Here is a 21,358-nt window from a genome sequence, read left to right on the forward strand (position 1 = left end):
GCGGTGGAGCCAGACGACACCGTCACCGGCGTGCACTTCCCCGTGCACCGCCCTCTCACCGTCGTATTCGATCGGCCCGGGAGCCAGTCCCAGTACGTCGACGAGATAGGAGTGTGCTGCCGCGATGTCGCGGTAGACCAGCAGCGTGGTTCGGCGAGTCACCGAAGGCTCGTCTGTGGCCAGGCCGGAGAGCAGGTCCAACAAGGCGTCGTCGCCTGGAAGCACACCGTGCAGTAGTCGATCCTCTACGGCCCGAACCCGTTCTCGCACACGGGCGAGCTCGGCCATCCGTTCGTCCAACTCGGTCAGATGCTGCCGAGTCAGATGCTGGAGATCGCCTGAATCCGGATCGACGTCGGCAAGCGGGGTACCCAATTCTCGGAGCAGCCGGATGCGGTACAGCCGGTCGAGATCTCCCCCGCCGTACCGGCGCCTTCCCCCTCCGTCTCGGTCGGGAGCGAGCAAACCCAATTCTTCGTAGTAGCGCAACGTGCGCTCGGTGACGCCGGTTCGACGGGCAACGTCACCGATGCCCCAGGTGGTGGAATCGCTGCTGTTCATGCACGCAACGGTAGAACCTCACGCCACGTCAGGAGCAAACTCTCGGCCCGAGGCTCGGCGCCATCTACGGTGAGCGAATGACCGCGAACCAGAACTGGCGACGGTACGAGGGACCGAGCCTTCCTCCGGCGCTGGCGGCTGCGCTGAGCATGTTCGTGGAGCAGGGCTATCACGGCACGTCGGTGCGGCAGATCGCCGCCGGTGCCGGTCTATCGGTTCCCGGCCTCTACCATCACTTTCCGTCGAAGCAGGCCCTCTTGGTCGGCATCATGGATGCGTCGATGGACGAGTTGTTGGATCGGTCTCGAGCGGCGGAGGCCGGGGCGGGCTCGTCGCCGAGCGATCGTTTCGACGCCGTGGTCGAAGCGCTGCTGCTGTTCCACATTCACCGGCGCGACGCCGCTTTCGTGTGCTCGACGGAAATTCGTAGCCTCTCCCCTGCCAATCGCGATGCGTACATCGCCAAGCGCGACGACGAACAACGGTTGCTCGACGCCATTGTCGCCGACGGTGTCGAATCCGGTCTCTTCCACAGTCCGCATCCGAAGGATGCCAGCCGGGCCGTGACCACGATGTGCGTCGGACTCGCCACCTGGTACCGCCCCGAAGGCCCGATGACGCCCAACGAATTGGTCGCTGTCTATCTCGACATCGCGCGACGGACGGTCGGTGCCGTGACCGGCATGAGCTTTTGACAGTTGCGACGGATCCTTGACCCGGCCGAGTGATTGTGCGAACCTTCGAGGAACCGAGCGAGCGTTCGGTCGGTAGACAGGGAGTGCGTGGTGGCCATCGATCTGACGTTCGACCCCGACATCGAGAAACTGATCGAGCGGACGCGCACGTTCACCCGCGAGCACGTGCTTCCCATCGAGGACCGGTTCCTGGGAAACGTCGCCGACGCCGGAGGCGATCGACTGCGTGTCGAGATGCAGGCGGCCGCCAAAGATGTCGGCGTGTTCGCGCCGCATGCACCGGTCGAATACGGGGGCCACGGGCTGTCGATGAGCGACCGGGCTCCGGTGTTCGAGGAGGCCGGCTATTCACTGTTCGGACCGATAGCGCTGAACCTCGGTGCGCCCGACGAGGGCAACGTTCACATGCTCGCTCATATTGCATCGACAGCGCAGAAGGAGCAGTTTCTCGCGCCCCTTGCGCGCGGTGATGTGCGCTCGGCTTTCGCCATGACCGAACCAGCACCGGGTGCCGGCTCCGATCCCTCGGCCTTGACCACCGCCGCCGAGCGGGTCGACGGCGGCTGGAAGATCAACGGGCACAAGTGGTTCATCACCGGTGCCGATGGTGCAGGCTTCTTCATCATCATGGCCCGCACCTCCGGCAAGCCCGGCGACCGAGGCGGAGCAACGATGTTCCTGGCACCCGCCGACACCGCGGGCATCACGGTCGGACGTCATATCGGCACCCTGGACAAGGCCATGATCGGCGGGCACTGCGAGGTGTACTTCGAGAACGTATTCGTACCCGACGAGAACGTGCTCGGGGCAGTCGACGAGGGATTCGCCTATGCGCAGGTTCGTTTGGGACCCGCCCGCATGACCCACGTGATGCGCTGGCTCGGAGCCTCGCGCCGGGCCCACGACATCGCCGTCGCACAGGTCGCCCGGCGTGAAGGATTCGGCGGCAAGCTCGGCGATCTCGGCATGGTGCAGAAGATGGTGGCAGACAACGAGATCGATATCGCTGCCACGCGGGCGCTGCTGACCGTGGCGTGCTTCGAGTTGGATCGGGGCGGGCACGCGGGCAACGAGACTTCGATCGCGAAGACCTACGCCGCCGAAGCCATCTTCAGAATCGTCGACCGCAGCATCCAGATGTGTGGAGGACTCGGGGTGTCCGACGACCTCCCACTCGCCCGGCTCTCGCGTGAAGTGCGACCGTTCCGCGTGTACGACGGCCCATCCGAGGTACACCGCTGGGCCATCGCCAAACGGACGATCGGCGCGGCCAGGCGCGCAGCACGGGAGGAACAGTCATGAGCGAACTACCGGGCATGAATCGCGAAGCACTGGAACAGTTTCTGAGAAACAGCGGCATTGCTGTCGACGGTACGTTGACGGTCGAGATGATCAGCGGCGGTCGTTCCAATCTCACCTACAAGGCGTACGACGACACGTCGACGTGGGTTGTTCGTCGTCCTCCCACCAGCGGGCTCACCCCCTCGGCACACGACATGGCCCGCGAATGGGCCGTCACGGATGCACTGGCATCCACCGATGTTCCGGTTGCTCGAACGGTCGCGTTCGATCGTGACGGCTCGACCCTCGGCGCACCCATGACAGTGGTCGACTTCGTGCCCGGCCGAGTCGTTCGTAGCCGTGAGGATCTGCGCGATCTGACGGACGCGCAGGTCACCGCAAATGCAGCGGAGCTCGTTCGGGTCCTCGCCGGGCTGCATGCCGTCGACCCTGCATCCGTCGGTCTCGAAAGCTTCGGGCGTCCCGACGGGTTCGTAGCCCGCCAGGTCGCGACATGGGCTCGACAATGGCAGACCGTCAAGACTCGCGATCTACCCGATGTCGACCGACTCCACCGTGCGCTCGAGGCAGCGATACCGACGCGTTCGGCATCGTCGATAGTGCACGGGGACTATCGCGTCGACAACACCATTCTCGACGCGAACAACGTGGGTTCCGTAGTTGCGGTGGTCGATTGGGAGATGTCCACACTCGGCGACCCCCTCACCGATGTCGCTTTGATGTGCATCTACCGTCAACCCGTGTTCGACGCGGTCCTCGGCGCGGACGCTGCCTGGACGAGCGACCGGTACCCGTCCGCGTCGGACCTCGCGCAGCAGTACGCAATCGAATCCGGCCGAGCACTGGACAATTGGGGCTTCTACCTGGCGTTGGCCAACTTCAAGCTCGGGGTGATCGGTGAGGGAATCACGCACCGTGCGCTGTCGGGTTCCGATACCGGAGCCGGTGCTCGCAATGCCGCGGACGCCACCGGGGAGTTCATTGCGGCCGGTCTCCGAGCACTGTCGGGCACCACCGACTGAGGCAAAGGCCATTGTGGGGCCGAATCTCTCACCGACGAGCCCGAGAAGTCCGTCGGCTCGGACCAGACACGACAGATCATGACCGATTCTGTTATGGATGCGAAAGATACTGAGCTACCGGCTTGGACTGATACATCTCGTGGTCGGCGTCATCGAGGATGTCCAGCGCACTGCGGGTGTCATCGCTGTCGACGGTGACACCGCCGATGCTCGCGGACACCGACAACACCCGTCCCGCGATCGTGATGGGTGTAGCAAATTCGGCGCGCACGTCGTCTGCCTCGCTACCCACACAACGGGGCACCACTGCCACGAACTCGTCACCGCCGATTCGGCCGACGAAGGCGTCGGACGGAAGTGCTCGCGTGAGCCGCGCGGCGACCACGCCGAGTACTGCGTCGCCGACGGTGTGACCGTGTAGGTCGTTGATGGTCTTGAAGTTGTCGAGATCGATGAACAACACTGCCATCGCGTCGACGCGCGCCGGCCGCGTCAGTTCTTCGTCGAGGCGCGCCAGGATCAACGGTCTGTTGGGTAGCCCGGTCAGATCGTCGTGCGTGGCCGCGTGTTCGAGCTTCATGCTCATCCGGTAAGCGTCGGTGATGTCGACGAAGGTCGCAACGATCGACAGAGCCGAGTCGCCCGCACTGAGCATCGTCGCCGTCAACGACAACCAGAACTTCCGACTGTCCCGGCGACGCTCGATTCCGATCACTGCCTGACTGGGCTTGCCGGTCTTTCTGGTGACGGCGACCGGGTGCTCGAACGGGTGTATCGGGGCCTCGTCGGTGCCGTAGACCCGAAACGGAAGGGCCGACCCCTCTCCTGTGGTGTCCGATCCGACTTCGATGCCGAGAATCGTCTTCGCCGCGAGGTTTGCCGATTCGATGCGGCCACCGTGGTCGAGGACGACGACTCCGGACTCGAGCGATTCCACGACCGCAGTGAAGTGTTCCTCGGCTCGTCGTACCGCGCTTCGGTCAGCACACACCAACACCCAGCCGTCGGGCATCTTGGCCGCGGACACCACCACCGCAAGTGCCGTTCCGTCCGCGCGGCGATGCGACTCGCACAGGCGGCCACCAGCCGAAAGAATCGAGGCCGGATTGCACGGCACCCCGACCGCGTACGAGACGCTGCGCCCGAGCACGTCCTCCGCAGATCTGCCGTACACCGACTCGGCGGCGGGGTTCCAGCTCGACACCAGGCCGTCGGACGACACACCGACGATGGCATCACTGACATGCTCGACCAGAGCGGCTTGGTACTGCAACGCTTTCTGTGCGGCTTTGTGCTCGGTGAGATCGCGAAGAATCACCTGGAACGCCGGCTCGCCGTTCCACACCGTGCGCACCGACACCGCTTCCATGGTCAGCGTCGTCCCGTCGAGGGCCAGCACTGTGGCCTCGGACGCTGCGCTGGCGGTTCCGTGAGTACCGAGAGCGGTGATCCGCTCGAGCATGGGCCCGATCGATTCGGGGGCTATGAATTCTGTGATCGAATGCCCCACGACGTGGTCGGCGCTTTCGGCGCGCAAAAACCGCATCGCCGCGGGGTTCAGATAGACGAGGGTGCCATGTCTGTGGACGACGATCGCGTCCGGTGAGTGCTCTACGAGCACCCGGTAACGATCTGCGAGTCCGGTCGACGCCGAACGTGATTCAGGGTCGCCGACGCTTTCGCGGTCCCCTGGGGCCATGCTCGGTCCTCGCGTTCGTAGACGGACGTTCGACATCCGATTGAACCACTCGCGGAGAGGTCGATGCAGACTCCTGCCCGATTTGCGATGTATGTCCATCTCTCGACTGGACCCTCTGCCGGTTTCACATGCTAAATCGAGGAGTGAGCCGAATCCGGTTCGCATACCTCGACAAGAAACGGATTTCGACGATGAGCCTCCATGGCATCGACATCAGTGGCATCGGCGCAGTGTCCGGCTACGGCTGGGGCACGGACGCCCTGTGGAACGGTCTGGCCACAGGCAAGGCCGCAGCCACGCTGCACCACGACCTCAGCCGACCCGACCGATACCCAGTGTGGCTTGCGAAAGTCCCTGATGGTGGGGACCAACGCGACGGCACCAGCCGATTCGGACGGGCGCTCCGCGGTGCAGCACGCGAAGCCATCGACGACGCGGTGGCCAGAGGTTGGCAGCCGGGACGACGGGTCGGTCTGGTTCATGCCGTCGTCCTGGGCGAGGTGGACGAGTGGCGCAATTTCTACCTGGAAGACGGCGGAGTTCGCCGCGTAGGTGACTATCTGACCCTCATGCCATCGACACCGGTGTCACTGCTGATGCAGGAATACGGGTTTCACGGCCCGGCCATGAATGTCTCGGCGATGTGCGCGTCGGGCAACGCCGGCCTGCTCACCGCCAAGATGTGGCTCGATACCGGCTTCGTCGACGATGTCGTCTTCGTCGCGACCGATCTGTCGCTGACGCCGGAGAACATCGATCATTTCGTCAAGCTCGGTGTCGGTATCGTTGACGTGGAGCCTCGAGACGGTTGCCGACCGTTCCAAGAAGGCAGCCGCGGTTTCGGAATGGGAGAAGCTGCAACGGCATTCGTGTTGTCGGCTCGAAGCTCGGCCTCGTACGCCCGGGTCTTGGGTGGCTCGATGACGCACGACGCCTTCCACGCGACCTCCATCGACCCGGCCCTCACTCAGGTGCGCGCCTGCTTCGAGGAAGCATTGGTCGACGCCGGCGTCACTGCCGCGCAAGTGCGGTATCTCAACGCTCACGGGCCCGGTACTGCGCAATGCGATGCAGCAGAAACTGCGATGTTGGAGACGGTGCTCGATTCCCACGCGCAGGTGTACTCCGTGAAACCGTTGACCGGGCATTGCCAGGGTGCGGCGTCGGCAATCGAAACCCTTTCTGCGGTGATGGGATTCGAGCACGGAATGGTTCCCGCCGCCCCACAGGTCTCGGATGCTCATCCCCTGTTGCTCGACGGCTTCACCACCGCGGAGCCAGGATTGACGATGAAATCTTCACTGGGAATGGGAGGACACAACTCGGTGGTGGTGTTGGCTCCGGCATGACGTGACGTCTGCGCTCCGACCGCACGCGCTGAGCCGGGCGGTCGGAGAAAGAAAATGCCGAACAGAGGAGGTCGGCGCAGCACGGTCACCCTCGCGTCGGTCTCGACGAGGGTGACCGTCCTATCGATGCGCTCTCAGCTCGCGATCATGCCGTGTGGGTCGATGACAAATTTCTGTGCCACTCCGCTGTCGAATTCACGGTAGCCACGCGGAGCGTCGTCGAGGGAGATGACCGTTGCGTTCACCGCCTTGGCGATCGAAACACGTTCCTTCAGAATCGCATTCATCAGTTCGCGGTGATAGCTCATCACAGGGCACTGGCCGGTGGCGAAGGACAGCGACTTAGCCCAACCGGTGCCGAGACTCAGCGACAACGCGCCGCGCTGAGCGGCCTCGTCCACGCCACCCGGATCGCCGGTCACGTACAGCCCGGGAATACCGATTCCGCCACCCGCCGTGGTGATGTCCATCAACGAATTCAGTACCGTGGCCGGTGCTTCGTGGGACGAATCTCCACCGTGGCCACGAGCTTCGAATCCCACCGCATCCACGGCGGCATCGACCTCGGGGATTCCGAGAATCTGTTCGATCTGATCCTGCGGTGCTCCCTTGCCGACGTCGACGGTCTCGCAACCGAACGTTCGAGCTTGGGCCAACCTGTCGGCGTTCATGTCGCCGACGATCACCACCGACGCTCCCAGCAATTGTGCGCCGACCGCGGCAGCGAGACCGACCGGACCCGCACCTGCGATGTACACCGTGGACCCGGGCTTCACTCCAGCAGTAACTGCGCCGTGATATCCGGTGGGAAAGATGTCCGAGAGCATCGTCAGATCCAGGATCTTCTCGAGAGCCTGGTCCTTGTCCGGAAACTTCAGCAGGTTGAAGTCTGCGTAGGGTGCCATGACGTACTCTGCCTGGCCGCCGACCCAACCGCCCATGTCGACGTAGCCGAACGCCGAACCCGGCCGATCGGGATTGACGTTGAGGCAGATTCCGGTCTTGCGCTCCTTGCAGTTTCGACACCGACCACACGCGATGTTGAACGGCACGGAACAGATGTCTCCGACCTTCAGGAATTCGACGTCACGTCCCACCTCGACGATCTCACCGGTGATCTCGTGGCCGAGGACCAGCCCCTCGGGCGCAGTGGTTCGGCCGCGGACCATGTGCTGATCGCTGCCGCAGATGTTGGTCGAGACGACCTTCAGAATCACTCCGTGCTCGCACTTGCGGCCGACGTTTGCCGGATTGACCCCGGGACCATCGGTCAACTCCAACCCGGGATAGGCGATGTCCTGGACCTCCACCTTGCCGGCACCGGCGTACGTGACTGCGCGATTGTCTGCCATGAGTTCTCCTCGTCGTTGAGTGAGTGATGTGACAAGCAGGCCGAGAACATCGGTGCGATCGAATCTTCCGTAGACCGTCCACGACGTACGAACTCTGATGTGGCCCGCATCACATCCCAGTATGCACGGTTCCGAATGTGAGCGCCGTCGGTTGCGGTCACCGCGTCGTGCCGGACGGATCCGAGGTCCTTCGAGCAATGTTCGATACGTACTTGACGCGACCCGATGTTAGCGCTCACACTGTGTTGCACACGTCACAGCGAGTGGCCACGTCAAGGAGATCTGCATGCCGGTTGACCACTACACAGTGGGAGTTGATTTCGGCACCCTTTCCGGCCGAGCCGTCGTCGTCCGGGTCTCGGACGGTGTCGAGATAGCCTCCGCCGTACACGATTACCGTCACGCAGTGCTCGAAGAGGCGCTCCCCGGCGGCACGGTCCGGTTGCCCGACGCATGGGCACTGCAAGTGCCCGACGACTATCGGGACGTCCTGCGCCATGCGGTGCCTGCCGCCCTGGCCGCCGCAGGCATCGCACCCGAGCAGGTCGTCGGCATCGGTACCGACTTCACTGCCTGCACCATGGTGCCCACCTACGCCGACGGCACTCCGCTGTGCGAGGACCCGCAATTCGTCGATCGGCCGCACGGCTACGTGAAGCTGTGGAAACACCATGCGGCCCAGGGGCAGGCCGATCGGATCAACGACCTGGCTGCGCGCCGCGGAGAGAGCTGGCTGCCCCGCTACGGCGGACTGATCTCCTCGGAATGGGAATTCGCCAAGGCCCTGCAGATCCACGAGGAAGACCCGGAGATCTACGACGCGATGGACCGATGGGTGGAGGCGGCCGACTGGATCGTCTGGCAGCTGTGCGGAAACTACGTGCGCAACGCGTGCACCGCCGGATACAAGGGCATCTATCAGGACGGGCAGTACCCGTCGGCGGACTTCCTCACCGAGCTCGCACCGGGATTCGGGCCCTTCGTCACCGACAAGCTCGACCAACCACTGGGCGACTTGGGCTCGCGTGCAGGGTCGTTGACCGCCGAGGCGGCCGGGTGGACGGGACTGCCGGAAGGAATTGCAGTCGCGGTCGGCAACGTCGATGCGCATGTAACGGCACCTGCAGCCGGCGCGGTGGAACCAGGACGAATGGTCGCCATCATGGGGACCTCGACGTGTCACGTGATGAGTTCGACGGTACTGAAGGAAGTCCCGGGAATGTGCGGGGTGGTCGACGGCGGCATCGTGGCCGGCTCCTTCGGATACGAGGCCGGTCAGAGTGGCGTCGGCGATATCTTCGGATGGTTCACGCGCACTTCGGTTCCCGCGTCGTACTCCGAGGCCGCGGCGGCGGCCGGTGAGTCGGTGCACGAGTACCTCACTCGGCTCGCCGAAGTACAGGAGGTGGGCGAGCACGGGCTCGTCGCACTCGACTGGCACAGCGGTAACCGATCCGTTCTGGTGGACCACGAGCTCTCCGGACTCGTGGTCGGAACAACGCTGGCGACCCGTCCCGAGGACACCTATCGCGCCCTGCTCGAGGCAACGGCATTCGGAACCCGCGTCATCGTGGAGACGTTCCGCGACAGCGGTGTTCCGGTCGAGGAGTTCGTCGTGGCAGGCGGGCTGGCACGCAACCCGCTGCTCATGCAGATCTACGCCGACGTATTGCGAATGCCGTTGTCGGTCATCACATCTGCGCAAGGACCGGCGCTGGGATCCGCTATCCACGCCGCGGTGGCAGCCGGGTGCTACTCCGACGTGCCCGTTGCGTCGAAGTCGATGGGCAAGGTGCGCTCCGGCGCGTTCGTGCCGGACGAATCACGATCGAGGGCCTACGACGCGCTGTTCGAGATCTACCTGGAATTGCACGACCGGTTCGGACGAGACACCACGACCATGCGCCGTCTGCGCGCACTTCGACGTGCGGCCCTCACCGAGAAGGTGGATGCGTGATGACGGTCGTCGACGATGTCCGCGAGGTCATCGAGGAAGTTCGCCGCGAGGTGAGCACGCTGCATTCCGAGCTGGTTCGGTACGGCCTGGTCGTGTGGACGGCAGGCAACGTCTCGGCCCGGGTTCCCGGACGGGACCTGATGGTCATCAAACCCAGTGGCGTCTCGTACGACGACCTGACGCCGAGCAACATGGTGGTGTGCGATCTCCACGGCAAGGTGGTCGAGGGTGAGCATGCACCGTCCTCGGACACCGAGGCGCAGGCGTACGTGTATCGGAAGCTCGAACACATCGGCGGTGTGGTGCATACACATTCGCCGTACGCAGTGGCATGGGCGGCACGAGGAGAACCCATCCCGGTCGTCACCACGATGTGTGCGGACGAGTTCGGCGGAGACATCCCGGTCGGACCGTTCGCCACGATCGGCGACGATTCGATCGGTAGAGGCATCGTCGACACCCTGGCGGGGAGTCGATCTCCTGCAGTTCTGATGAAGAACCACGGGGTGTTCGCAGTGGGGCCGTCCGCTCGGTCCGCGGTCAAGGCGGCCGTCATGTGCGAGGACGTCGCCAGATCGGTGCATCTGTCCTATCAACTGGGACAACCGATCCCCATCCCCAGCTCCTCGGTCGACGCACTCTACGACCGCTACCAGAACGTCTACGGCCAGCGCTGACCGGCGCGCCACACTCTTCCCACGGAAGGCACACCCATGTCCGAAGTATGGTTTCTCACCGGCAGCCAAGGCCTCTACGGCCCCGAGACTCTCGAGCAAGTAGCCGTCCAGTCCCGCGAGATCGCAGACAAACTCGATGCGGCACTTCCTGTCTCGGTCGTCTGGAAGCCGGTGCTGCTCGACGCGTCGTCCATTCTGCGCTGTATGCGTGAAGCCAACGCCGCCGACGAGTGCGTCGGCGTCGTGACGTGGATGCACACCTTCTCCCCCGCCAAGATGTGGATCGCCGGCCTCGACGCACTGGACGTCCCGCTGCTTCATCTGCACACGCAGGCCGGAATGTCGTTGCCGTGGTCGACGATCGACATGGAGTTCATGAATCTCAATCAGGCTGCTCACGGTGATCGCGAGTTCGGACACGTCGAATCTCGGGTCGGCGTGCTGCGCACCATCGTGGCCGGACACGTCGACAACCCGACCGTCCTGGGGCGCGTGGAACATTGGGCGCGCGCCGCGCTCGGTCGCGCGGAACTGAGGTCGCTGTGTCTGGCGCGTTTCGGCGACAACATGCGCGATGTCGCGGTGACCGAGGGCGACAAGGTCGAAGCTCAGCTGCGATTCGGAGTCTCCGTCAACACCTACGGTGTCAACGATCTCGTCGAGGTCGTCGACAGCGTGAGCGAGTCCGCTGTCTCGGAGCTGATCGACGAGTATCGGGCGTTGTACGACATCGCACCCAGCCTCGACAAGGGCGGCGATCGCCACGACTCTCTGCGCTACGGCGCGCGCGTCGAAGCCGGCCTGCGGCAGTTCCTCACCGACGGTGGATTCAAGGCTTTCACCACCAACTTCGAAGACCTCGGTGGGCTTCGTCAGTTGCCAGGTCTCGCGGTACAGCGACTGATGGCCGACGGATACGGCTTCGGCGGCGAGGGCGACTGGAAGACGTCGATGTTGTTGCGCGGCATGAAGGTGATGGCCGAGGGCCTCGACGGCGGAACGTCGTTCATGGAGGACTACACCTACCACCTGGTTCCCGGTGAGGAGAAGATCCTCGGCGCACACATGCTCGAAGTGTGCCCGTCGATCACCACTTCTCGGCCGACCCTCGAGATCCATCCCCTGTCCATCGGCGGCCGCGAAGACCCGGTGCGGCTTCGCTTCACCGCCGATCCCGGCCACGGCGTCGTCGTCGGACTCTCGGATGCCGGTGACCGATTCCGTGTTACCGCCAACGTCATCGACGTCGTCGAACCCGACGAGGCGCTGCCGAAGCTGCCCGTCGCGTGCGCAGTGTGGGAGCCGCAGCCCTCGCTCGCGGTATCGGCAGAGTCGTGGCTCACGGCCGGTGCGCCTCATCACACGGTTCTCAGTACTGCCATCGGCCTGCCTGTGTTGGAGGCATTCTCGGACATGATCGGCGTCGAGCTGCTGGCTATCGACTCCGACACCTCGACCCGAGGCTTCCAGCAGACACTGCGATGGAACGCGGCCTATCACCGACTCGCAGCGAGGTTGTGAGGTAGCCACCGAAGCCGACTCATCCGTGTCGTCGGCGGTATTCCTCTTCGGCTCCTGGATGAAGGGGAATGCTTCCGGTCATGACCAGCGACCGGGCGTCGAGGAATTGGCTGCCGATAGCCTGCTGAGGGACCAACGCGGACGACTGATCGAGCAATACGCGCGCCACTGCCGCGACCACGCGGTCCGGTACGTCGGGGTGTGCCAGAAGTATGTTCGGGATTCCGACGGTGGTGACTGCCGGGTGTTCGCCGTACACGTTCGACGGCACCGGAACTGCCTCGTATGCGGTGCCGAATTCACGCCGCAGATCCGCGACGACAGCGCCCAGATCGAGTAAGCGGATCGGCGAACGAGGGTTGGCGAACGCCGGGGTCGGTAACCCGCCCGCCCACATCACGGCGTCGACTTCGTCGCGCGCCAGTGCGTCTGCCGCGGCACTCATCGAGAGCTGAACCTGTTCGACAGCACCGGGTTCCGACAGGCCCGCTGCGCGGAGCAGCCGCTGCGACACCTCGGTCGCCCCCGACCCGGGTGCACCGATACTGACGGTCCGCCCCCGCAGATCACCCACGTTCTCGATATCCGAATCGGCCCGCACGGCTACCTGGAAGTAGTTCTCGTACACCACACCCACCGCTGCAATGTCCACTCCCGAATGGCTGTAGGCGGCGTCCATCAGTGTCAATCCGAGCTCGGCCCGTCGGGAATCGAGCGCCTCGAGGTTGTCGACGGAACCGGCGGTGGTGAATGGAACGATCTGGGCGGCATCGGTGTCCGCGGCGGCGTCGGACAACAGTCCGGCGAACTCCCAGAAGAAGCCGCCGACCTCGCCCGCCGCGAGTCGCAATCGTGTCGGCGGATCCGACGCACAAGCTCCCAACCCGGCCGCGGTCACCGAAAGAAGACCGGCCCGCAGCACAGTTCTACGAGAGAACGATGCTGCGGGCCGGGTCATGTCAGTCACCCTAGGACGTGGCGTGTCGCTCGAACGCTCGGCCCTGCTCGCGATCCAGCACGGTCTCGGTCTTGTTCCGCAGAACGAAGACGTAGACCAGGAGCGAGACGGCGATCACGACCGTCACGTAGAGGATGAACCACGGAACGTTGCCACCGTTCTTCGCCGCCTGGTAGATCAACGGTGCGGTGCCACCGAAAGCGGAGTTCGCAAGCGCATACCCCAGACCGACACCGAGTGCGCGCACGTGAGACGGGAACAGCTCGGCTTTGACGATCGCATTGATCGAGGTGTACCCGGTCAGGATCACGTAACCCACGCATACCAGGGCGAGCGACTGCACCACCGAGGTTGCCGTCGGCAGGTAGGTGATGAGCACGTAGGTGTACAGCACGCCGCCGATGCCGAAGAAGATCAGCAGCGGCTTGCGGCCGACCTTGTCGCTGATCAGTCCGCCGATGGGCTGCAGCAGCATGAGGAAGATCAGGCTGAAGAGGTTGATCCACGTTCCGGTCATCCCCCGGTCCTCGTACGCGGTCTTGATCATCGAGGGGGCGTTGACGCTGTAGGTGTAGAACGCGATGGTGCCACCGGCCGTCACCAAGAAGCAGATCAGCAATGCGCGACCGTGGTTGCGGACCAGTTCTTTCAAGGATCCGGAGGACTTGTCGGCACCACTGCGCACCGCGTCGAGTTGATCCTTGGTCAGCGATTCGTCCATGCTGCGACGCAGCCAGAAGACGACCACCGCCGCGACGCCGCCGATGAAGAAGGCGATGCGCCAACCGAAGTCCTCGATCTGCGCGCGGTCGAGGAACGTCTGCATCAGCAACAGGGTCACCTGCGCGAGCACGTGCCCGCCGATGAGCGTGACGTACTGGAACGAGGAGAAGAAGCCGCGCCGTTCGCGAGTGGCGGCCTCGGACATGTACGTCGCCGACGCGCCGTATTCACCACCGGTGGCGAAGCCCTGGACGAGACGGCTCAGGACGAGGATGACCGCCGCCCAGACGCCGATGCTCTCCCGTCCCGGAGTGAACGCGATGACCAGCGAGCATGCGGCCATCAGCGAGACGCTGAACGTCAGTGCTGCGCGACGACCGTTCCGATCGGCGTAGCGTCCGAAGAACCACGATCCGACCGGTCGCATCAAGAACGTGACTGCGAAGATCGCGTACACGTAGATGGTCGAGTTCTTGTCTGCCGAGTCGAAGAACTGGTTCTCGAAGTACGTCGCGAACACGGTGTAGACGTACACGTCGTACCACTCGACGAGATTGCCCGACGACCCCCGCAGCGTGTTCAACACGGCACGACGGGTAGCGGCGGGAGACGAGACGGGCGGGGGCGCGAGCGACGAACCGGGAGTGGAGGTGGCCTCGTTGGCCATGGGCTGGTCCTTCCAGGTGTGGCTGGTGACGGGTAGCTGGTGGGTGGGTTGCCGAGTGCGACTCGGCCACCGAAGTCCCCCTACTGTGACCGCAAGCACAGCCCCGAACCAAGCCGTTTCGGATTTCCTAACACTCCCTTAGGAAACGATTCGGGGTAATCGAAGTTCGATCCGCAAGCCCGAGGGTCGACGCACGCTGACCTGCAGGTGCCCGCCGGCCCGTTCGGTCAGTGCGTGCACGATCGCCAATCCGAGACCGGTACCGGCACCCTGGGCGCTCGATGCGCGGAAGAACCGATCCGCGATCATCGGCAGCTCGTCGGCCGGGACGCCCGGTCCGGTATCCGACACCCAGATCGTGATGCCGTCCTCGCTCGCTCGGTGACCTATCTGGACGACCGAGCCGGTACCGGCATACTTCGTTGTATTACTCAACAGCGCATCGAGGATGCGAATCAGGTCGTCCTCGGGCAGGGCAGCGACGTGGTTGTCGGCATCATCGGGTTCTTCGACCTGCGCATCGATTCCGGCCACCGCGATCGTGCTCGACCAGAATTCGACTCTGTCGACAATGGTCGCACCCACGTCACATCCGGTTGTGTCTTGTCTCGTTGGCATTTCGGCAGCGGCGAGCACAAGCAGATCGTCGACGACGGCACTGAGGCGGTCGACTTCCGCTGTGGTCCTGAGATGAGATTCGGTCGCCGCGTCCGGCACCCGCATCCCCAACACATCCAAACGAATTCTCAATGCCGCCAGTGGATTGCGCAGCGCATGCGCGGTATCGGCCACGAGTCGACGCTGCGCGGTCGTGGCCGCCTCGACGTCGCGGGCCATCGCGTCGAACGCGCTGGACAGCTCGCGAACCTCCGGTGGCCCGACAGAGGCCGCCCTCGTAGTCGATGGGGCCGCTTCGACCGGTAGCCGATCGTGGAACGTATCGCCGAACGAATGCACACGCGTCGACAATGCGGTCAGTGGACGAACAACCCATCGCGACAACGCTGCAGCGATCGCGGCGACGGTGGCGAGAATCAACAATGCGCCGACGGTAATGATCGACCAGGCCACCGCGACGTCCTGGCGTGCGGTCGCGGTGGACGCGTCGATGATCACTGCGCCGTCGACCTGCGTTCCCCCGCCGACCGGAGCGGCAATCAGCACCGAGGACTGCGACCAGGGCAGCACATGCGAAGGAACGTCACCGCGTTGGTTGCGCAACGCTCCTGCGATCGCCTGCTGTACGTCGGGTCGCTCGAGGTCCAGACCCGATGATGCACGTGCCCGACCGGTGCGATCGAGGACGGCAATTCCCTCGTCGTACAGATTGTCGTAGCGCTGCACGGACTCTCGAAGACGAGGTACACCGGATTCGTCCTCACGGGAGCTGAGTTCGGCGAAGAACGTTGCGGCTGCGGCCCGGTTCTCACCGAATCGTTGGGCACGTTCGCGGCCGACCAACACGGCCAAGGGCACCGACAGTGCGAGCACGACGATGGTGGAGTAGATCATCAGCACCACCAGGACACGGCGTCGCACGTCAGGTGTCCCAGCGGTAGCCGAAGCCGCGGATGGTGACGATGGTGCCCGGTCGATCGAGCTTGGAACGCAACGCCGTCATGTGCACGTCCAGCGTCCGTGAAATCGCGACGTAGGCGTTACCCCAGATGGCGTCCATCAGTTGTTCTCGACTGACCGCTTCGCCGCGGCGCGTCACGAGATGAGCCAGCAGGTCGAACTCCTTGGTCGTCAGCGCGATGTCGCGGCCGTCGACCTCGACACCCCGACCGACGAGATCGACGACGATGTCTTCGAGAACCAGCCGGTCCGTGCCGGTGTCGCTCGTCGCGCTCCGACGCCGCGCGGCCACTTCGAGTCTCGCGTGCAACTCCCCCAGCCGAGCGGGTTTGACGACGTAGTCGTCCGCGCCGCCGCGCAGAGCACGAACCACCGAACGTTCGTCGTCCCGTGCGGTCAATACCACCACCGGAACCGAACTCAGGGTCCGAAGTTTGCGCAGCACCTCGAGGCCATCCATGTCCGGTAGCCCGAGATCGAGTAGGACGACGTCCATCGCGTGATAGCCGAGCAGTAGGTCGGCTCCCCGGCTCATGCGGACAGGTGCGTGCCCCACCTCGGTCAACGCGTCGACCAACGCATCGCCGACTCCGTCGTCGTCTTCCACCACAGCTATACGCATCGACCTCAAGATAGGCCGTTTTGTGGCAAATCACCGCGTGTGCCATTGTCATCGGGTCCGAAACGGTCACCAACCGAACCGGTCGCGAACCGATCCAGTTCGCCGCGAGTTGTCGAGATGGGGCCCGACCAGGTCTGCGACGAGACCGCGCCCCAGTCGGGTATCGACTGTCGGTCCAATCCAGCAATACCCTCGACGTGGAGGCCCAGTGTCCGAATTGAACCGCCGCGCGTTTCTGGCCGGCGGCGCAGGAGCAATAGCCGCGGCTTCGGTCCTGCGTGCTGCACCCGTCGGAGCAGTGCCGTTCGGCAGCGCGAACAGCACTCTCGACAGCCCCCTGAACTTTCCGCCCGGGATTCCGTTGTACCAGCAGCGTTACCAGAACTGGTCCAAGGAAATAATGCTCGATGCCATCTGGACCTGCTCACCGTCGACACCGGAAGATGTTGTGCGATTGGCTAATTGGGCTTCGGAGAACGACTACCGTATTCGTCCCCGCGGAGCGATGCACGGATGGACGCCACTGACGATCGAAAACGGCGAAAACATCGACCGCACCGTTCTCGTCGACACAATGGTCCACCTCGACGGTGTCACCGTAGACCCCGAGGGTTCGACGGTGACCGCTGGTGCCGGTGCCACCCTCGAAGCCATCCTGCAACAGTTGGAGAATCACGGACTGGGATGGGCGAGTGTCCCAGCACCCGGAGTGTTGTCCATCGCCGGCGCACTTGCCGTGGGAGCGCACGGTGCCGCAGTTCCCGCCGTGGGTGAGACACCCGCGCCCGGGACCACGTACGGTTCGCTGAGCAACCTCGTGACGTCCCTGACCGCCGTCGTCTGGACCGGCTCACACTACGCACTTCGCACATTCGACAGGTCCGATCCTCGGATCACACCGCTCCTGACACATCTCGGCAGAACCTTCGTCACCTCGGTCACCTTGCAGGCCAGCGCCAACTCTCGCATGCGGTGCCAGAGCTACACCGACATCGACTGGCGCGAATTGTTCGGTGCATCGACAGCGTCGGGACGCACCTTCGCGAGGTACCTCGACGAATCCGGACGCGTGGAGGCGATCTGGTACCCGTTCACCGACAACCCGTGGCTCAAGGTGTGGTCGGTATGCCCCGACAAGCCACCCACCGCCCGCGAAGTGACCGGACCGTACAACTACACGTTCTCCGACAACCTACCCGAGGCGGCATCCGATTTCATCGGACAATTGACCCGCGGACACACCTCCATTGCACCGGCTTTCGGCCAGTTCTTCTACGGCACCACGGTTGCCGGACTGGCAGCGACAGCCGCACAGGACATATGGGGTTGGTCCAAGAATGTGCAGTTCTACATCAAACCGAGCACCCTGCTGCTCACCGAAGGCGGCGGTGCCGTCATCACCTCTCGCGAGCACGTCGGTCAGGTGGTCCACGATTTCACCCAGTGGTTCCACGAACGTATCTCGCACCACCTGTCCATCGGGCAATATCCACTGAATGGACCGGTCGAAATCCGTTGCTGCGGAATGGACGACCCCTCAGATGTGCTCGTGGACTCCGCCGGAGCACCGACGATCTCGGCAATGCGCCCGCGTCCCGATCATCCCGAGTGGAACACCGCAGTGTGGCTCAATGTTCTCGGTATCCCTGGAACACCAGGGATGTTCGCCTTCTATCGCGAAATGGAACAGTGGATGCGTAGCCACTACAGCGGCGCGTGGGCAACCTTCAGACCCGAATGGTCCAAGGGATGGGCGTTCAGTACCGAGCTGCCGTACAAGGATTCGACTGTCATCGACACCACCTTGCCCGATACCTACCGCGAAGGCCTTCCTGCCGAGGACAACTGGGACACCGCGCTGTCGGTGTACAACCGACTCGACCCGCACCGTATCTACAGCAACTCGATGATCGATCGACTACTTCCGTAGGCCGGGTTCGGCCACCGTCGCGCGGCAGGATGAGCGGTGGTCTGCGCGAATATGGAACGCACTGCGGACTCGAAAATCGCGTCTGCTTCGAGATGGCCACCAGACGCAGCAGGTGCGGGGCGCGCTGCTGGCGACGGGTCGGGGCAGTCGCGCGGACGTGAGTGTTCACGATCGGGTGCCATGCGCGGGATGCCACCGGCGGGCGACGGTAGTGAACGCTCAGGTGCGGAGTGGATCACCGAAGATGATCAGCGCCGATCGACAGCCTTGCTGCCCGTCAGGCGGGTGTACTTGCGCGCAGGCCCGGTGCCACCGCGATATCGACCATTTGCTCGCGCGTCAACACGCCGCTGGCATTCACATCGATTCGGGTGCCGTCGGTCGTTCGCGCAATGACGCGGCGCGAGCCTGGGCGCTCCGCGAAGTCGAGCACTGTCCCGTCTGCTTGCGTCGAGCGCTCGTCGACGACTCCCGCGAAGCACGGACCGGCGGGCTGATCGGAAAGCCCGACGGTGACTGTCAGCGTGCCGGTCCGATCGCCGACGGTGATGGTTCCGAGCGCGTCGGCCTCGCCGTCCAACGACTGCCGGATCGCGACCGCGTCGAAGCCGAAGGTCGGTGCGAACGGTTCGGGTTCGACTACTGACCCGGTGGGTAGTGCCGCGATCAGGGCATCTGTCATCGATTGTGCTTTGGCCTCGAACCTCCACGGCACCTCGGAAACGTCGGCGTCACCCTCGCTGACAAATGCGTAGTTCACTCGCACCAAGTCCTCTGGCTGAATGACCTCCTCGCAGCCTGGAATTGCAACGGGGTCAGGCTGCGGTTCGTGCACCAGGCCGGCCACAACCGTGCCGACAGCAACAATCCCCACGATCACCGCAACCGTCGACCATACCGAGCCTCGTGCGCCTGTCGATTTCATACAGTCCTTGCCGTCTCGGGATGGGGCGTGTCGTCATTCTGGCATCTCGGAGGTGTAGTTCTGTGCTCAGCGGCAGCAACGAACGTGCCACACCCTCCCGAGAACGGGAACGTGCAGAACTGAACCACGGGTCGACGGCATGATCGGTACATGATCACGCACCCATCCGTCTAGCAAATTTCGCCGGTTGGCCCAGTCGTCGCCCTGGCACTGGACGTCCGTCGAATTCGAGGTCCTAGCTCCTCGTCACTCTGTCGCAGTACGCACACGGATCCGTCGTCCGGAAACATGCGCATGGAGAACGCCAACGGCAAGGTCATCGGAAGCGTCTGCGCTGGAACTCCATTCGTGGGCATAATTCGTCCACGGAGTCGGTCACGGAACTATCCGACGTGAGGGCAGTCGAGCATCGCGGTCGACTGCCTGACAGGCGACTGTCGTCACGACGGACCGAAAATGGACGTGACGATCCTTGCCGTCGGCACCCCTGTTGACGACCACCTGTTCGTGCATGGTGGCCGTCGACGAGAGCCGATCTGACCGTTGCCCGGATCGAGCGACTCACCCTTCGATCGTGGGGACTCACAGATCCAATCCTGGAGCCGACGCGAGCTCGACGAGTGAGTCGGCGTCGATTTCGTCTCCAAAGCTGAACTGCACGAGCGTGTTCGAGGGCCGGAGCACGCTCAGCCACTCGCTCGGTTGCCCGCCTCGCTGAGTTTCGTCGGACCGACTGGTCACGACGGTGCCGTCAGGCAGAGTCGATCGGCTCACACTGGAGCTGTCCTGCGCGTCGGTACTGCGCCACTCGGTGGTGTCCCTGATCGATATTTCGATACTCAATTCCGTGGAACCGGTCGGTGTGGATACGTTCACGACAGTGCACGCACTTCCGCTTCCGAACGACCCAAGAACCAGATCGCCGATGGGCCGATCGGATTGCGCTTCGGGAAAGACGACTGCCCACTGATCGGCCAATGACGCGCCGATGCGTTCGACCACATCTCTGGACAGTGGGAGCGTCGGATTCTCTCGGTACGAGCCGCAGTCGCGAGGAGGCGGCGGCGTTCCCTCGGGAACCTCTGCGGTGACACGCAATTGAGGGTTCGCAACGATGTTGCTGAGCTCGTCGACCTCCAGCGGGAGCAGCGCGTCGCTACCTTCGTTCGAAGTTCTCGCGCTGGCGACGGTATCGGCGAAGTACGCGACCGCCGTGCGGCGATGCGTCGAGACTCCGTCATAGACGGATACCGCATCCAACGTGTCGACGACAGTGCCGTCGGGCAGGGTTGTTCGTTCATCGATCCGCTCTTCGACGCATGGCGGTATCTCACCGTCCCACTCTTCGACCGAAACTCGAAGGGGCGCCCGCGCATCTCCTCGACCGACGCCGCCGGAGGCCGTACTGTCACCGCTGATGTCCTCGACCGTGACTCCCTCCGCAATATCCACGCCTTCGGGATAGATGTCCATCGGTTGGAACACCAGAGAATTCGACGGCGAAGCGAACTCCAATTCCACATCGGTGGGCAAGGATTCGATCAACGCAGTCGACATTGCCGATGCCTTCGTTGCCGTCAGCCACGGATAGTCGGGGTTGTCGTACCGCCCCCCGTAAGAACCGATCGTGAAAGAAAAGCCTTCCTCGGCAGGAAGAACGACGTCGCAGCCGGGTATGGGCTCGACGGAGGGCGGCTGATCTTCGAGGACTCCGGCAACCACGGTTCCGACGGCCACAATCGCTACGACTACCGCGACGTCCAGCAACACCCCACCGCGTCGCATATCGGTTCGCACCCATGGAGCTTAGCCTCCGGATC

The 21,358-nt window shown here is 63.8% G+C and carries 17 protein-coding genes; 8 read left to right on the forward strand and 9 right to left on the reverse strand.

What is annotated here, in order from left to right; all coding sequences use genetic code 11:
• Window positions 1-561: helix-turn-helix domain-containing protein (locus tag RHODMAR_RS27100; RefSeq protein WP_008718614.1), on the reverse strand; the 561-nt coding region annotated here is incomplete at its 3' end.
• Between the two features lie 77 nt (window positions 562-638).
• Between RHODMAR_RS27100 and RHODMAR_RS21085 the strand changes: the two genes are divergently transcribed.
• The 3 genes from RHODMAR_RS21085 to RHODMAR_RS21095 all read left to right on the forward strand — a co-directional run bounded on the left by RHODMAR_RS21085 (window position 639) and on the right by RHODMAR_RS21095 (window position 3,580).
• A complete protein-coding gene (locus RHODMAR_RS21085; protein WP_008718616.1) occupies window positions 639-1,256 on the forward strand; it encodes a TetR/AcrR family transcriptional regulator in 618 nt (205 codons plus the stop codon).
• Between the two features lie 90 nt (window positions 1,257-1,346).
• Entirely contained in the window at window positions 1,347-2,558 is a 1,212-nt protein-coding gene (locus tag RHODMAR_RS21090; RefSeq protein WP_008718617.1) for an acyl-CoA dehydrogenase family protein, read from the forward strand.
• Complete coding sequence (locus tag RHODMAR_RS21095; protein WP_008718619.1) at window positions 2,555-3,580, forward strand: phosphotransferase family protein; 1,026 nt, start codon at window positions 2,555-2,557, stop codon at window positions 3,578-3,580. Before RHODMAR_RS21090 ends, RHODMAR_RS21095 begins: the two co-directional genes overlap by 4 nt.
• A gap of 91 nt (window positions 3,581-3,671) precedes the next feature.
• Here RHODMAR_RS21095 and RHODMAR_RS21100 read toward each other — a convergent pair whose 3' ends face one another.
• Window positions 3,672-5,279 carry a sensor domain-containing protein gene (locus RHODMAR_RS21100; protein ID WP_008718622.1) on the reverse strand — a complete coding sequence of 536 codons (1,608 nt, stop codon included), beginning with the start codon at window positions 5,277-5,279 and terminating at the stop codon, window positions 3,672-3,674.
• Between the two features lie 191 nt (window positions 5,280-5,470).
• Here RHODMAR_RS21100 and RHODMAR_RS21105 point away from each other — a divergent pair, with 191 nt between their 5' ends.
• A complete protein-coding gene (locus RHODMAR_RS21105; protein ID WP_042940043.1) occupies window positions 5,471-6,628 on the forward strand; it encodes a beta-ketoacyl synthase N-terminal-like domain-containing protein in 1,158 nt (385 codons plus the stop codon).
• Window positions 6,629-6,762: 134 nt separating this feature from the next.
• Here RHODMAR_RS21105 and fdhA read toward each other — a convergent pair whose 3' ends face one another.
• Complete coding sequence (gene fdhA, locus RHODMAR_RS21110; protein ID WP_008718625.1) at window positions 6,763-7,980, reverse strand: formaldehyde dehydrogenase, glutathione-independent; 1,218 nt, start codon at window positions 7,978-7,980, stop codon at window positions 6,763-6,765.
• A 286-nt stretch (window positions 7,981-8,266) separates the two neighbouring features.
• Here fdhA and araB point away from each other — a divergent pair, with 286 nt between their 5' ends.
• From araB to araA, 3 genes are read left to right on the forward strand one after another with little or no spacing between them, the layout of a single operon-like run.
• Window positions 8,267-9,937: a ribulokinase gene (gene araB / locus RHODMAR_RS21115; RefSeq protein ID WP_008718626.1), complete on the forward strand. Its 1,671-nt coding sequence runs from the start codon at window positions 8,267-8,269 to the stop codon at window positions 9,935-9,937.
• Complete coding sequence (locus RHODMAR_RS21120; protein WP_008718628.1) at window positions 9,937-10,614, forward strand: L-ribulose-5-phosphate 4-epimerase; 678 nt, start codon at window positions 9,937-9,939, stop codon at window positions 10,612-10,614. Before araB ends, RHODMAR_RS21120 begins: the two co-directional genes overlap by 1 nt.
• A gap of 36 nt (window positions 10,615-10,650) precedes the next feature.
• Window positions 10,651-12,135 (forward strand): L-arabinose isomerase, encoded by a 1,485-nt coding sequence (araA, locus tag RHODMAR_RS21125; RefSeq protein WP_008718630.1) that lies wholly within the window; start codon window positions 10,651-10,653, stop codon window positions 12,133-12,135.
• A gap of 19 nt (window positions 12,136-12,154) precedes the next feature.
• On the opposite strand, the gene RHODMAR_RS21130 is transcribed toward araA, so the two are convergent.
• From RHODMAR_RS21130 to RHODMAR_RS21145, 4 genes are all read right to left on the reverse strand, one after another.
• The gene (locus tag RHODMAR_RS21130) at window positions 12,155-13,093 is read right to left on the reverse strand and encodes a TAXI family TRAP transporter solute-binding subunit (RefSeq protein WP_042940044.1); all 939 of its coding nucleotides are present in this window, start codon (window positions 13,091-13,093) and stop codon (window positions 12,155-12,157) included.
• A 10-nt stretch (window positions 13,094-13,103) separates the two neighbouring features.
• A complete protein-coding gene (locus tag RHODMAR_RS21135) occupies window positions 13,104-14,483 on the reverse strand; it encodes an MFS transporter (RefSeq protein ID WP_008718634.1) in 1,380 nt (459 codons plus the stop codon).
• A gap of 138 nt (window positions 14,484-14,621) precedes the next feature.
• Entirely contained in the window at window positions 14,622-16,022 is a 1,401-nt protein-coding gene (locus RHODMAR_RS21140) for a sensor histidine kinase (protein WP_008718636.1), read from the reverse strand.
• Window position 16,023: 1 nt separating this feature from the next.
• Window positions 16,024-16,683: a response regulator transcription factor gene (locus tag RHODMAR_RS21145; protein ID WP_008718637.1), complete on the reverse strand. Its 660-nt coding sequence runs from the start codon at window positions 16,681-16,683 to the stop codon at window positions 16,024-16,026.
• A gap of 208 nt (window positions 16,684-16,891) precedes the next feature.
• Between RHODMAR_RS21145 and RHODMAR_RS21150 the strand changes: the two genes are divergently transcribed.
• The gene (locus tag RHODMAR_RS21150; RefSeq protein WP_008718639.1) at window positions 16,892-18,613 is read left to right on the forward strand and encodes a cholesterol oxidase substrate-binding domain-containing protein; all 1,722 of its coding nucleotides are present in this window, start codon (window positions 16,892-16,894) and stop codon (window positions 18,611-18,613) included.
• 277 nt (window positions 18,614-18,890) lie between these two features.
• Here RHODMAR_RS21150 and RHODMAR_RS21155 read toward each other — a convergent pair whose 3' ends face one another.
• Both RHODMAR_RS21155 and RHODMAR_RS27105 read right to left on the reverse strand, forming a co-directional pair.
• On the reverse strand, window positions 18,891-19,538 hold the full coding sequence (locus tag RHODMAR_RS21155) for a hypothetical protein (protein ID WP_008718641.1): 648 nt from the start codon (window positions 19,536-19,538) through the stop codon (window positions 18,891-18,893).
• Window positions 19,539-20,120: 582 nt separating this feature from the next.
• Window positions 20,121-21,335 (reverse strand): hypothetical protein, encoded by a 1,215-nt coding sequence (locus RHODMAR_RS27105; RefSeq protein ID WP_008718643.1) that lies wholly within the window; start codon window positions 21,333-21,335, stop codon window positions 20,121-20,123.
• Window positions 21,336-21,358 lie beyond the last annotated feature (23 nt).

This window comes from Rhodococcus sp. AW25M09, from assembly GCF_000333955.1.
GTDB lineage: Bacteria > Actinomycetota > Actinomycetes > Mycobacteriales > Mycobacteriaceae > Rhodococcoides.